Origin of the sequence: Kosmotoga pacifica (genome assembly GCF_001027025.1) — a bacterium.
GTDB classification, from domain to species: Bacteria; Thermotogota; Thermotogae; order Petrotogales; family Kosmotogaceae; genus Kosmotoga_B; species Kosmotoga_B pacifica.
In genome coordinates this window covers 1,617,226-1,630,029 of record NZ_CP011232.1, presented here as the reverse complement: position 1 = coordinate 1,630,029, position 12,804 = coordinate 1,617,226, and the positions used below count along the sequence as shown (strand labels likewise).

The 12,804-nt window shown below is 42.3% G+C and carries 15 protein-coding genes; 12 read left to right on the top strand and 3 right to left on the bottom strand.

Annotated elements, in window-relative coordinates; all coding sequences use genetic code 11:
* The first annotated feature begins 59 nt into the window (after positions 1–59).
* Both IX53_RS07605 and IX53_RS10615 read left to right on the top strand, forming a co-directional pair.
* Complete coding sequence (locus tag IX53_RS07605) at positions 60–362, top strand: hypothetical protein (RefSeq protein ID WP_047754837.1); 303 nt, start codon at positions 60–62, stop codon at positions 360–362.
* Positions 363–568: 206 nt separating this feature from the next.
* Complete coding sequence (locus IX53_RS10615; RefSeq protein ID WP_053001250.1) at positions 569–2,347, top strand: sensor domain-containing diguanylate cyclase; 1,779 nt, start codon at positions 569–571, stop codon at positions 2,345–2,347.
* A gap of 39 nt (positions 2,348–2,386) precedes the next feature.
* On the opposite strand, the gene IX53_RS07595 is transcribed toward IX53_RS10615, so the two are convergent.
* Positions 2,387–3,343, bottom strand: a complete 957-nt coding sequence (locus IX53_RS07595) for a hypothetical protein (protein ID WP_047754836.1) — start codon at positions 3,341–3,343, stop codon at positions 2,387–2,389.
* A gap of 106 nt (positions 3,344–3,449) precedes the next feature.
* Between IX53_RS07595 and IX53_RS07590 the strand changes: the two genes are divergently transcribed.
* From IX53_RS07590 to IX53_RS07565, 6 genes are read left to right on the top strand one after another with little or no spacing between them, the layout of a single operon-like run.
* On the top strand, positions 3,450–3,896 hold the full coding sequence (locus IX53_RS07590; protein WP_047754835.1) for a MarR family winged helix-turn-helix transcriptional regulator: 447 nt from the start codon (positions 3,450–3,452) through the stop codon (positions 3,894–3,896).
* A 12-nt stretch (positions 3,897–3,908) separates the two neighbouring features.
* Positions 3,909–4,577 carry a hypothetical protein gene (locus tag IX53_RS07585; RefSeq protein WP_047754834.1) on the top strand — a complete coding sequence of 223 codons (669 nt, stop codon included), beginning with the start codon at positions 3,909–3,911 and terminating at the stop codon, positions 4,575–4,577.
* Entirely contained in the window at positions 4,574–5,848 is a 1,275-nt protein-coding gene (gene serS / locus IX53_RS07580; RefSeq protein ID WP_047754833.1) for a serine--tRNA ligase, read from the top strand. The genes IX53_RS07585 and serS overlap by 4 nt, the downstream gene beginning before the upstream one ends.
* A complete protein-coding gene (locus tag IX53_RS07575) occupies positions 5,849–6,553 on the top strand; it encodes an RsmE family RNA methyltransferase (protein ID WP_047754832.1) in 705 nt (234 codons plus the stop codon).
* 16 nt (positions 6,554–6,569) lie between these two features.
* Positions 6,570–6,929: a hypothetical protein gene (locus IX53_RS07570; protein WP_047754831.1), complete on the top strand. Its 360-nt coding sequence runs from the start codon at positions 6,570–6,572 to the stop codon at positions 6,927–6,929.
* 12 nt (positions 6,930–6,941) lie between these two features.
* Positions 6,942–7,901 carry a potassium channel beta subunit family protein gene (locus tag IX53_RS07565; RefSeq protein ID WP_047754830.1) on the top strand — a complete coding sequence of 320 codons (960 nt, stop codon included), beginning with the start codon at positions 6,942–6,944 and terminating at the stop codon, positions 7,899–7,901.
* 28 nt (positions 7,902–7,929) lie between these two features.
* On the opposite strand, the gene IX53_RS07560 is transcribed toward IX53_RS07565, so the two are convergent.
* Together IX53_RS07560 and IX53_RS07555 are read right to left on the bottom strand one after the other, a co-directional pair.
* On the bottom strand, positions 7,930–8,934 hold the full coding sequence (locus IX53_RS07560; protein ID WP_245612701.1) for a M48 family metallopeptidase: 1,005 nt from the start codon (positions 8,932–8,934) through the stop codon (positions 7,930–7,932).
* A complete protein-coding gene (locus IX53_RS07555) occupies positions 8,931–9,503 on the bottom strand; it encodes a LemA family protein (RefSeq protein ID WP_047754828.1) in 573 nt (190 codons plus the stop codon). The genes IX53_RS07560 and IX53_RS07555 overlap by 4 nt, the downstream gene beginning before the upstream one ends.
* Before the next feature lie 627 nt (positions 9,504–10,130).
* Between IX53_RS07555 and IX53_RS07545 the strand changes: the two genes are divergently transcribed.
* The 4 genes from IX53_RS07545 (at position 10,131) to rsgA (ending at position 12,800) form a co-directional block, all read left to right on the top strand.
* Positions 10,131–10,610, top strand: coding sequence for a flavodoxin domain-containing protein (locus IX53_RS07545; RefSeq protein WP_047754826.1), 480 nt, complete (start codon positions 10,131–10,133; stop codon positions 10,608–10,610).
* A gap of 1 nt (position 10,611) precedes the next feature.
* Entirely contained in the window at positions 10,612–11,214 is a 603-nt protein-coding gene (locus IX53_RS07540) for a TetR/AcrR family transcriptional regulator (RefSeq protein ID WP_047754825.1), read from the top strand.
* Positions 11,211–11,615 (top strand): FMN-binding protein, encoded by a 405-nt coding sequence (locus tag IX53_RS07535; RefSeq protein ID WP_047754824.1) that lies wholly within the window; start codon positions 11,211–11,213, stop codon positions 11,613–11,615. Before IX53_RS07540 ends, IX53_RS07535 begins: the two co-directional genes overlap by 4 nt.
* A 285-nt stretch (positions 11,616–11,900) precedes the next feature.
* On the top strand, positions 11,901–12,800 hold the full coding sequence (gene rsgA / locus IX53_RS07530) for a ribosome small subunit-dependent GTPase A (protein ID WP_047754823.1): 900 nt from the start codon (positions 11,901–11,903) through the stop codon (positions 12,798–12,800).
* Positions 12,801–12,804: the final 4 nt, after the last annotated feature.

Genomic DNA, 12,804 nt, shown 5'->3' with positions numbered 1-12,804 from the left:
TTTGCGAATTACTAAAGAGAGTATAATGAATACGGACGCCCATGGCTGGGGGAGTTAATATGAAATTCTCAACGAAAAAGATATACGCTTATTTTGTATCTCTGATAACCTTGATCATGCTGATCACGGCTCTCTGGTCCTTTGCCAGTGCCGTGATCGATTTTTTTATTCCGAGTGATTATTCTATCAGGGTACCGTACTCCGAAGCACTTCCCGAAGAAACGCAGCAAAAAACGATAAAATCTGAAGTATCCAAAAGGGAAAGTCTGAAAGACATTCTGCAAAGCTTGCTTAGAATAGGGATAATCCTTCCTTTTTATCTCTTCCACTGGAAGCTTGCAAAAAAAGCTGAAGAACATTGAAATTCGGCTGATCTCAAGTGAAAACCCAGAAAACGCTTCGAAAGCCTGCAAAAGCGAAAGGTATTCAACCACCGTGCCTTTAAAAATCTTTTAATATTTATAGATACTTATATGCAAAACTGGTATAATTTTTCATGCTTATAACTCATGTGATAGTATTTTGCATTAATATAAATCGTATGACCAATTAACGAGGAGTGGTACAGGTGCTGGACCTGTCTAATTACACTGGCTATTTTGAAGAATTGTTCAAAAACAACCCTCTGGGGATATTGCTGTGTGATTCAAATAATAAGGTTTTAAAGGTAAATCAGGCTTTCTGTGACATGTTTGGATATTCGGAGGATGAGGTCATTGGAAAATTCGTTGACGACGTTGTTGTTCAATCACCAGAACTTCGGAGCCCCGCTGCTGATGTTACTAAAGAAGCACTGCAGGGTAAAATAGTAAGCTTCGAAGCCATCAGAGAACGTAAGGATGGGACGAGGTTCTGGGCATCCATCCTCAGCGCGCCGGTTTATACTGAAGGTGTTATAACAGGTATTTTCGCCATTTATTCAGATATCTCTGAACAGAAACAATTACAAAAAAATCTGGAAGATGCTATCAGGAAGAATACTGCTATTATGGACGTTTTCCCTGATTACGTTATGATTTTAGATAGTGAAGGAAATATCCTCGATGTCAGTTCCACACCAGTTGAGCAAACTAACATTAATCCAGGCGAATTCGTGGGTAAAAATTTCAGAGAAATCGGTTTCCGTAAAGAAGCAAATGATATTATAGCTTCCAGGCTCTCAAAAGCCTTAAAAAGTTCTGAAATACAGGTTTTTACGATTTCATTGAATACGCCTTCCGATGTCACACATTTGGAAATCCGTTTCATAAAAATGGGAGAAGACAGGATCCTCGCTGTTATGAGGGATGTTACGACAGAAACAGAAAATAAAATAAGGCTGGAAAACTTCGTTAATTTCAACCGTTCCCTTCTTGAGGTAACTAAGGATGTCCTCAAGACAACAGATATCGAGAACATGTATCAATTACTTCTTGAAAAGGCTGTTGATATCGTACCTGGTGCTGAAGCAGGCAGCCTTATATTAAAAGACAAAGATGGCCTATATCGATTTTATGCGGCTGTGAATTATGACCTTAGAATGCTTAAAAAAATCTATCTCAAACCTGAAGAACTCGTTCAGAAGGAAGTTCATGAAGTTCAGATAGTTACTGACTTTAATCCCAATAGAAAACTCGATAAATTTCGATATGAAATACTTGAAAGATACGGTAAAACAAGCAAAATAAAAGCGATGCTTTCAGTTCCCATCGAAACTGACGGGAAAATAATCGGATTTTTCGGTCTGGATAGTCATTCTTCAGCAACGGCTTTCAATGAAGATTCAACAGAGATGGCAAAACTACTGGGACAGCAAGTTGCTGTGTTATTCGAAAGATTACGGCTCGAAAAAGAGTTGAGAAAGCAAAAAGAACGATTGGAATTACTTTCCGGCAAAGACCCTCTCACAGGACTGCCAAACAGACGACTTTTCTTCGAAAAAGCTCATTCCTATCTTGCTTTGTCCAAACGTAACCATATGCCATTGAGCATCCTTTACCTCGACCTTGACTATTTCAAAATCGTCAATGACACGATGGGGCACGATATTGGCGATGAAGTGCTATCAATAGTTGCTAAAAGACTTCAATACGCCTTAAGGGAAAGTGATGTTGTTGCAAGGCTGGGCGGTGATGAATTTATCTTCGTGTTGCCTGAAACTGACTTCGAAGCAGCAAAAGTGGTTAAAAAGAGGATAGAATTCATCCTCCGCGAAGTTATAAATTTAAGATGCGGAATCGTTACTGTAGGTGGAAGCATAGGTATTTCAACATTCCCAGATGATGGTGATGATCTCGAACAGCTCATAAAAATAGCTGATCAACGCATGTATGAATGCAAAAAAAGTAAAAAAGCACAGAATAAATGACCGTCATTCTTGCCGTACTACAAAAAAGCAAAACCAGGGTTAGTTTCTAGATATGATATGCAGTCGATTGGATGATTTCTCAAGTAAAATATGCATTGATCTTATGCTGAGTGCACTGCCAAATGCGATCGTACCGAGTTTGCCACCTGCACCTCCAAAATGCTCCACACTGTAAAAGAAAACCACACCCATTATAATCCCACTCAGGAGTGCTCCCAGTTCGTTTTTAATCACTTTCTTTGAACTCATTCCGACAAAGGAAGCACACATCATCGCTGAAGCCATCATTGTTCCGCTTTCAGGATATAATACTGGAAAGACCAGCCCTGCGAAGAGACTGATGGCGCTCGAAGAAGCCACCGTATTTTTCTTGAGCCTTACAGAAAGCAAATACGTCAGGAGAACACCAATGATACTGAAAACGAAGGTCTCAACGCTAGTTTCCCATGAAAACTTTTCACCTTTGATCAGCTCAACTTTGGAGAGATACGAGAGAATAACCCAGCTTGAGAAAGCTATTGTTCCAAGTTTTCCCCCCACACTTTCATATACGGTCTCCGATAGAACAAACAGAATCCCTGCGATTATAGATGCAATAAATACATGGCCAAAATCATGAAGCACCACCGGAGAGACCATTCCCACGAAGGAGCCACAATAAAGAGGTATGGAGTATTCAGAAATCAACGAAGCCCCGGTCATACCGACTGCTGCTGCCGCAACCACTGCACCCAAACCAAGATAAACGTTCAGTAGATATGAAGCAATTGCACCGACGATTGTCGCAAGAAATAATTGAAAGCCTTTAGATAAATTTGGCTTTTTTTGGCTTTTGAGTATGTTTCTAAACTCGCTGTAGAAAGAGTGCACCAGAAGAACTGTCACTGCCAAAATTATAGGGAACAAAAGCGGTTCATCGCGTAGTGATGAAAAAAGCGTCATCACAAAAAGTGCTAAAGTAAAAACTGAAAGAATAAGAAATGCCACCAACCGCATCGGTCCACCCCTTTTCAATTTTACACGAGTACAAAGCATAACATACACTAAAGATTTTCTAATAAGACTGTCAATGTTATAATTTAAGTAAGTTAGGAGGGATAACTTGAGTAAAAAGGGACAAGGTGGGCTCGCCACTGAGATAGAAAAAACACTGAGAGCAATATATATAAGGATCAAACGTGAGGGTAGAAAGGTTTTAAAAGACTTTCCCATAACACCTGCCCAGTTTGATGTGCTTCAGACGCTGTATTTCTCTGGAGAAAAACGCATGAGTGATATTAGTAAAATACTCGGGATAACGAAGAGCACCACTACGGGACTCGTTCATCGCCTGATTGAAGGTGGGTTCATTGAAAGGAGACGCTCCAAAGAGGACCGTCGCTCATACATCATAGATATCTCCGGAGAAGGCATCAAACTCATAGAAAAGGTGATCAAGCGAAGAGTTAGCTACCTCAATGAAATCCTCACAAAACTCGAAAATCACAAACCTGAGGAACTGCTCATGATTCTTGATGAACTTCTGGATGCAATGAAGAAAAGAGGATAAGGGGGAGTTTCCTTGAAAAAAACCATTTCTGTCTTTTTGGTTATTCTATTTATCGTGTCGATTTTTGCCGTGACGAGTACTGTTAGGATCCGGGCAAAGAAGATTTCTGGTAGAAAAGATATCGTTTATCTTACCGGGGAGGTCTACATAGAGAAAGTGGGGGATGTTTCTCTCACCACCGAATCAGCCACGATGACAGCAAAAAATGGCAACTGGAACTACATCGAGACCGCTGGTTTGACGCATATTAGTTTTTCTTCTGGAGATGCCACATCGTTTAGTATGACCTACAATCTCAATACATCCAGCGGGATACTGAAACACAATGTAATTGCCAGATTCAACGATGAAAACGGTAAAAGAAAGATTCTCGTACAAAACGCTGAGAAACTGGATTTTAACCTGGAAAAAGAAGAATACACCGGTGAGGCCCTTCCGAAAAGTGCGAAAGATTTCAAACCCCTTGTGATCTACTATAAGGACGAACTTGTAGCGAATTCTCTTTATTTTGAGTATGACGAAAGCACAGGAATAATACTGCTCAAAGGAGACGTGTTCGTAGACGATAAAAAAAATAATAGAAAAATATACGCTACGGAACTATATTACAATACAAAGGACGATTCTTTCGAAGGAACAAATGTTTCTCTTGAAATGGAATTTGAGGAGGGTGCTGAGTGATAGACATTAAAATCGTGAGAAATAATCCGGAAATTCTTGAAAAAGCGCTCAAAAATCGCAATGTGGACCCTGCCTTGTTGGAGGAGATCCTTAAAATCGATGCCGAAAGGCGTAACGCAATTGCCGCCGCTGATAAAAAGAAAGCCGAAAGGAACCGTATCTCCTCTGAAATCGCCAAAGCGATGGCAAGTGGAAACAAAGAAGAAGCTGAAGCACTTAAAAATAGGGCAAAAGAGATATCTCAGGAAGTAAAAGAGCTCAATCAAAAGGCCAGCGAGCTAGACGAATTTCTGAAGCAGAAACTCCTATACGTTCCAAATATCCCTCATGAAAGCGTACCTGTCGGGGTAGACGAAAATGATAATGTCGAAGTTAGAAAATGGGGTGAGCCCAGGAAGTTTGATTTTGAACCAAAACCCCACTGGGAGCTTGGTATTCAGAGCGATATGTTGGACTTTGACAGAGCTGCAAAGTTGAGTGGCTCGAGGTTTGTGGTCTTGAGAAAACAGCTTGCCAGGCTCGAAAGAGCTCTTATAAATTTCATGCTTGATCTGCACACGACAGAACATGGTTACGAAGAAGTTGCTTTGCCGCACCTCGTCAAACGAGAGACGATGCTCTCTACCGGACAGCTTCCAAAATTTGAAGAGGATGCTTACAAAACTGAACCGGATGATATGTTCTTGATACCGACAGCTGAAGTTCCGCTCGTCGCTCAGCACAGAGACGAGATACTCGAGCTGTCATCTTTGCCACGGAAATACACTGCTTACACACCTTGTTATAGACGTGAAGCCGGCAGTTATGGCCGCGATGTGAAGGGCATGATAAGAGTACATCAGTTTGATAAAGTTGAACTCGTCTGGTTCACGCACCCCGAAAATTCCTATGAGGCCCTTGAAAAACTTACTGCTGATGCGGAAGAAGTATTGAAAAGGCTTGAATTACCGTATAGGGTTGTTGCCCTTTGCACGGGTGATCTAGGATTCGTCGCAGCGAAGACATACGATATTGAAGTGTGGCTACCTTCTTACAACACTTACAGGGAGATTTCCTCCTGCAGTAACGCCGAAGACTTTCAGGCAAGAAGGGGAAACATAAGATTTAGAGACAGAGATAACAAATTAAAATTCATCCATACCCTCAATGGCTCCGGTCTCGCCATTGGTAGAACGTTGATTGCCATAGTAGAGAACTACCAGCAGCCGGACGGAAAGATAAAGGTACCAAAAGTGCTCATACCATATATGGAAGCGGAGGTAATTGGCTGAGTGCCCCACGCCTTCTGGATAGACTCCGTTGAAAATGAGAATAAGAAGGTTTACCTTTCACCTTCAGAAGCGAACCATCTGAAGGTGATGAGAGTCAAATTAGGAGAGATCCTTACCGGGCTTGACGGTAAGGGCAACATTTATCGTTTCCAACTCGAAACCATAAGCAAGACAGGAGCAACAGGAAATCTCCTTTCTAGAAAACATGAATATCACGATGGTAAGAGCCTGATAATATTTGTTGCTTCCACAAAATGGCCCCGGATACGTCTGATAATCGAAAAGGCCGTGGAACTCGGAGTGGACAGGATCGAAATATTCAACAGTCGATACAGCGTTGCAAAAATCTTACCCAACAGGCTTGACAAGTTTTACTCTGTTATGCGCGAAGCGTCAAAACAATGTCTGAACACGTATCTACCGGAACTGTGTATAATAGATTCTATTGATCAAATAGATCATAGTAACTCACTAAACTTGCTGTTAGACTTCACTGGAAGTCCACTTCAGAGTTTAAGCGATTCTATCGCTTCAAGCAAAAATGTCAGGATTTTGGTTGGACCAGAAGGTGGTTTTGCTGAAAATGAGCTCAAAAAATTACACCAATTCTGCCTTCCGGTTTCTCTGGGAAAGAGGATACTCCGTGTGGAGACAGCTGTGATTGTCTCTGCTTCCTTCGCCTCTCTTCAAATGGGGAGACTTTAAGAAAGGGGTGAAACTCATGGAAAAGCAAGATTCCTTCATGAAGCAGTTCCGCACAATCGAACATGAGTACCGCGAAAGGCTTGCTGAAGCAAAGTCTACATCGGAAGTTGGAGACATCTTTATCGACTACACCCTTATGTTACTAAAACAAGCGGAAGTAGAGGTTTCCAACAAAGCCGTCGAATACATAGTCTTTGATCCTGAGGCTGAAGTAGCTTTTAGGTTTGAAAAACCTCTATTAGACAAACTAGAAGGGCTTTTCGAGTCTAGCGACCTCAAAAATATAATAGCGAAAATGGCAGAGTCAGCAAAGCACAGATATATCCAGATGACACACGATTCAGATAGAACCAGTATGTTCAGAAGACACACATAAAGGGGGAGAAGGATGGAGTACCGTAAAGTAGGAAAATGGGGACTGAGGATAAGTGAGCTCTCTCTCGGTTCCTGGTTGACATTCGGAAATCAGCTCGATGTTGAAAATGCGAAAGCCGCTATGAAAGAAGCCTTTAAGCAAGGGGTTAACTTTTTTGATACGGCGGAAGCGTACGCCAACGGAATGGCGGAATTTATCATGGGACAGGTTCTCAAAGAATTCCGCAGATCGGATATCGTCGTTTCCACAAAGATCTTTTGGGGCGGCGAGGGCCCAAATGATAAAGGTCTTTCAAGGAAACACCTTCTCGAAGGTACCTGGAATTCTTTGAAAAGACTTCAGCTTGATTACGTGGACATTATCTATTGTCATAGACCTGATCCAGAAACTCCCATTGAAGAGACAGTGTTCGCCATGGACTACATCGTAAGGAACGGGCTCGCTCTTTACTGGGGGACATCGGAATGGAGCGCTGATGAACTCGAAGCAGCTCATAAAGCTTGCAAAGAGCTGAACTGCATCCCACCCATTGTTGAACAACCTCTATATAACATGCTCGCGAGGGAAAGGGTGGAAAAGGAATATCAGCCGATATATGAAAAGTATGGAATGGGATTGACTACTTTCAGCCCTCTCGCTTCCGGAATCCTTACAGGGAAGTACAATGATGGAATACCTGAAAACAGTAGACTGGCCCGCTTCCCGGGTTTAAGAAAACATTTCGAAGAACGGGGACTACTCAGCGATGAGACCTTTAGAAAAGTGCGAAAAATTGGAAAGATTGCGCAAGAACTTAGTGTTAAACAGTCCCAGCTGGCACTGGCATGGTGTCTGAAGAACCCGAACGTTAGTAGCGTTATCCTTGGTGTAAGTAACATCGAACAGCTCGAAGAGAACCTGAAGGCTCTCGAGGTGAAGGAAAAGCTTACCGAGGACGTGATGAAAGAAATCGAAAGCGTGCTGTCAGAATGAATTAAGCCGGGCGATCGCCCGGCTTTTTTTATTGTATCCTCAGTTCTTCCTTGACCTCTTCTGGTGGTCTGTTTTCGAGCACAGCGATTCTCATATAAATGGGCGGATGTGTGCTGAAAAGCGATGCAAAGGCGGTGACCTTTTCATTCACCTTCCTCTTCAGCGGATCTGTTATAAAGAGATGCGCTGTTGCAGTGCTCGCAGTTTTTAGCTTTTTCGACTTCAAGGCGATCTTTCTTAATGCACCCGCAAGGCCTACCGGGTTTCTCGTCAGTTCCACAGCACGTGCATCCGCGAAGTATTCTCTCGCACGCGATACAGCGAATAGTGAGAGCTTCCCGACGAAAGAAAACAGTGTCGCAAGCCCTGCAACTGCGGCGAGAAAAGCGAGAATTGCCAGTGTAGAATTGTCACCCTTTTTACTCCGCCGCCTGCTCCGCGCAAAGCCTCCGAATCTGAGGTAACTGAACAGCGCCCTTAAAGCGAAGACCTGTATTATGACGACTGCACCAATAAGGGCGGAAATCATGGTCATGATAAGAATATCTCTATTTATAATGTGGCTCAGTTCGTGGCCTATAACTCCAGAAGTCTCCTCTCTGTCGAGACTCTTTAGAAGACCGGTGGTAACACAAATAACAGCATCCTCGCGTTTAAAACCCGTTGCAAAAGCATTTATCACTTCATCATTTTCTATCACATATAGCGCAGGAGGTTCTGAGAGACCGGCCGCAATAGTCAGTTCATCAACGATATTCTTCAGCTGCTTTTCTTCGTAGTCAGCTGGATTGTAAGGCCTTGCACCCACGGACTTCAGCACCATAGCCTTGCCAGAAAATATCGAAACAAGAAACTGAATCGTAGCAACTGCCAAAAAGACAGTAGAAAAAATCGGGAAAAGGCCAAACGAGAGATCGATTATCAGACCGAAAGCGGCCATCATCAAATAGAACAGTGTAACCAGCAAAACCGTCTTCCTGACGTTCTTTCTCTCTTCGGCATAAAAATCCACTGAAAAAACCATTGTTTTCATCCTTCAAGATTTAAGTCTACTTTAGGCACTTCCCTTTCCGCTTTATCTTCGATTTCGAAGAGCGGAAAAGATTGGAACTTTGAAGAATACATGTTTGCCACTATGTTGTCAGGGAAAATCTCTATCTTGGTATTGAATCTCGTTACTGTATCATTGTAAAATTGCCGAGCATAGGATATCTTGTTTTCTGTGGTCGTGAGTTCTTCCATTAGCTGTTTGACATTCTCATTTGCTTTCAATTCGGGATAGTTCTCCACGATAGCGAGTAATCTGCCAAGGAAACCGCCAAGTTCCCTCTCGGCCTTGATTTTGTCACCCACTCCCTGAGCTGAAATGGCTCTCGCACGCGCCTCCATGACCTTTTCAAGGGTCTCACGTTCGAACTTCATATAGCCTTTAACGGCATTGACTAAATTCGGAATGAGGTCATGTCTTCTCTTGAGCTGGACATCAATTTGCGCCCAGGCGTTTTGCACTCTCTTCTTCAACCGGATCAAACCGTTATAGATACCTATAAACCAGAATGCGAGTATGAGTATAACCACCAGAATAACTGCCCCTATTATCATCTGACCACCTCCAACTCATTGATACAATATTGATACAATTTATGAATCCAAGCATAATTTAAGACAGTTCAGTTCACGCGATATTCCTTAAATCCTCCTCGAGATAACCACCAAAGTCATTCCGATTTCCTCTCTAAACTCTTTAAGCCTGTCCATCATCGATAAATCTTTCACATTTGAGATGCGATTTGCGATATCCTTTGCAGAGCCCGCACTTAGTTCTAATCCATCGGTGGAAACTTGCCCGATAAGGATGAGCCCATGATTGCCCTGATTTTATCTTCAATCGATTTTCCTTATCTTTGATCAACTCGAGTATAAGAACGGGTTCAAAGTGCATCCAGTTCATCGTAATCCCTTCAGTTCATCAATGTTTGATTATAACATTTTTATCTGTAATGCCTTCTGACGTTATATGAAACATATCTTCTAACCTCATCGTTCCGCTATCTTTTTCAATTGGAGCCAATCAAATAAGCCCACATTTGTTTGTGTCCCGAGTAAAGAACTTTAGAGTGCCAATCATCGAAAAGATTTTATCAATGTTATTGACAGATCCCAACGTTTTTGGTAAACTACGTTCATAAATTGAACGCTGTTCACATTATAGTCTCGAGGAGGATTGTTATGAAGGTCTTAATACTTTACAGCAGCAAGACTGGTACCACCGAAAAATGCGCCAGAATTCTTTCTGAATGCCTGGGCTCAGAGAGCTCCGTGGTTAATCTTGCAAATGCGGGCAGGGTAGATCTGAGCAAATTTGATGGCGTGATTCTGGGAAGCTACATACGCGTGAGTAAAGCACCAAGAAAAGTGAGGAATTTCGTCGAGAAAAATTTAGAACTATTGAAAAAGAAAAGGCTGGGGGTGTTCCTCTGCATGGGAGAAACACCTGATAGGTTTGAGGAGTTTCTTTCAAACAATTTCAGTAAAGACTTTCTGGACAGCTGCTATGTGAAAGGATATTTTGGAGGGGAATTCAACTTCAAAAAGATGGGATTCCTCACCAGGAAGGTGGTACAGAAGATATCTGAAGGAAGAGAGCTTCCCTTCGTAAGGGAGGAAAATATAGAGAAATTTGCGAAAGATTTCGAAATGGAAGGTTGATATGTCCGAGAAAGAAAAGCGCATAAAAAAGAGGCGAGAATATTTTATAAGAGCAGCAAAAGAAATCATCGACTACTACGGTGTAAAGGCGCTCAGTGTTAGAAAAGTCGCTGAGCAGGCGGGCTATGCTCCTGCTACCATCTACAACTACTTTGGCAGTATGGATGGCTTGCTAAGTGCTGTTATGGATAGTTACGCGGCTGAAGCAATGGAATGGCTACGGGAGAAGTCTTCACTGGATTTGCCAGCAGCCAGAAAGATAAAAGTTCTATACATCGAATTTGCTCGATTCTTTCTTGAGAAGCCTGATCTGTTTAAAATCATATTCATGAACGAGAACCTTGTAGTAATAGATGACGCTGACATTATCCCGAACTTTAAAGAAATGTATAGACTTCGGATAGAACTCTTCCAGAGATTATCTTTAGAGCATGGATACGAGTCTGAAACGGCAGTTAAGCTTGAAAGAATTATCACTTCGATGCTTTTTGGCATGCTCTATTCTTATTATTATAGTACTTCAAACAACACAAAAGAGGAGTTACTCGATGAGTTGAGATTGAATATCGAGTACCTGATACCGGAAGCGAGGGATAGTGAATGAAAAAACTTGTAAAACGTGTCGTAATTGTATTCATCGTTACATTCGTACTTTTTGGAATATTTGTTGCATCCAAAATGTTTTTAGAAATCAGCCGTGTAAGAAAAGAAGCAGCGGCTATTGAATTCTCTGAACTGGAGCTTTCCAAACTCGAAGATGGCGATTATTATGGAAGCTATTCTCTGGGCCTGATCAGCGCCAAGGTTCGGGTGAGCGTTAGTAACGGAAAGATAGATAATATCGAAATTGTGGAGCACATAACGGGAAAAGGCAAGAAAGCAGAGGATATTGTAGAAGCTGTCATCGATGAACAGAGCGTTATGGTTGATACAATAAGCGGTGCGACATACAGCAGTAAGATTATATTGAAGGCTATTGAGAATGCTGTGAACAATCCGGAATAACAATATACTTGTTTTGTTCTTGAACAGATTGTGTGTATAATGAGAAAGGCAAGAAATTGTTCCCCGGGAGGTGATGTCGGATGACGAAGAGAAAAGAATTCATATTTCAGAACAAGTTCAGAAGTTTAATCCGGCACAGTGCAACCCTCCCAATGAGTATAAGCTAAATATTTCCCAGACTGATAAACTGAGGGCCACGCTGTGTTGAAGCTGTGGCCTTTTTTGTTTGTAAAAAACGTGCAACCACGGCTGAAGCCGTGGTGCTTTTTTTGGAGGTAGAGAGAATTGAAGGGAATTGTAGTAAACATCCAGAAAGGACTGTACAAAGTAAGGCCGGTAAACGGCGCCGAAGACATTAGCTGTACCCTCAGAGGTAGGCTCTTCAAGCAGAGCCGGACAACCAAGACACTGGTCGTGGTAGGTGACTATGTGGAATTTCAACCCGTCATGGGGGGCAGGGGAGTGATAACCACAATAGAAGAGCGGAGAAGTAAATTGATCAGGAAGGGCGCCGGTAAAAAAGGTGTCCATCTGGAACAGGTTGTAGCCGCAAACATTGATCAGGCAATACTTGTTTTCGCGGTTAAAGATCCGCGTTATAACAAAAATCTCATTGAGAGATATACGATATCGGCAAAATACGGTGGAATCGAATCCGTCATCTGCTTCAACAAAATCGATCTTATAGATCCACCAGAAATCCAGGAAGATGTTAAAGAATACCGGAACATTGGTTACACGGTGCTGCTCACCAGTGTCGTGGTGAGAGAAGGGATAGAAGAGCTGAAATCCCTGCTGAAAGGCAAGAACTCTGTTTTTGCCGGAAGTTCCGGAGTTGGAAAATCTTCTCTCGTCAATGCGGTGTTTGAAGAGGAGAAGGCAAGAACCAATACAGTGAGTACCAGCCATTACAAGGGCAGGCATACCACGACGTCATCTCAAGTTTACGAATTGCCCTTCGGCGGAAGAATAATCGATGTACCTGGAATGAGAGAGTTCGGAGTAATCGATGATGGAACAGGTATTAGGAACGCCTTCCCCGATATTACCGAACTCGCTAAACGATGCAAGTTCAGAGACTGCAGACACATAAATGAACCCGGATGTGCCGTGAAAGAAGCCGTTGAATCCGGATTGCTGGAAGAAAGAAGATACAGAAACTATCTAAAATTGCGGGGGAAATAATACT

What these genes read in the sequence shown, in the direction of transcription:
- IX53_RS07545 (WP_047754826.1), top strand. Translation starts at nt 10,131, where the DNA reads ATGAAGGTCTTAATACTTTACAGCAGCAAGACTGGTACCACCGAAAAA.
- IX53_RS07555 (WP_047754828.1), bottom strand. Translation starts at nt 9,503, where the DNA reads ATGATAATAGGGGCAGTTATTCTGGTGGTTATACTCATACTCGCATTC.
- IX53_RS07605 (WP_047754837.1), top strand. Translation starts at nt 60, where the DNA reads ATGAAATTCTCAACGAAAAAGATATACGCTTATTTTGTATCTCTGATA.
- IX53_RS07560 (WP_245612701.1), bottom strand. Translation starts at nt 8,934, where the DNA reads ATGAAAACAATGGTTTTTTCAGTGGATTTTTATGCCGAAGAGAGAAAG.
- IX53_RS07595 (WP_047754836.1), bottom strand. Translation starts at nt 3,343, where the DNA reads ATGCGGTTGGTGGCATTTCTTATTCTTTCAGTTTTTACTTTAGCACTT.
- IX53_RS07540 (WP_047754825.1), top strand. Translation starts at nt 10,612, where the DNA reads ATGTCCGAGAAAGAAAAGCGCATAAAAAAGAGGCGAGAATATTTTATA.
- IX53_RS07570 (WP_047754831.1), top strand. Translation starts at nt 6,570, where the DNA reads ATGGAAAAGCAAGATTCCTTCATGAAGCAGTTCCGCACAATCGAACAT.
- IX53_RS07565 (WP_047754830.1), top strand. Translation starts at nt 6,942, where the DNA reads ATGGAGTACCGTAAAGTAGGAAAATGGGGACTGAGGATAAGTGAGCTC.
- IX53_RS07535 (WP_047754824.1), top strand. Translation starts at nt 11,211, where the DNA reads ATGAAAAAACTTGTAAAACGTGTCGTAATTGTATTCATCGTTACATTC.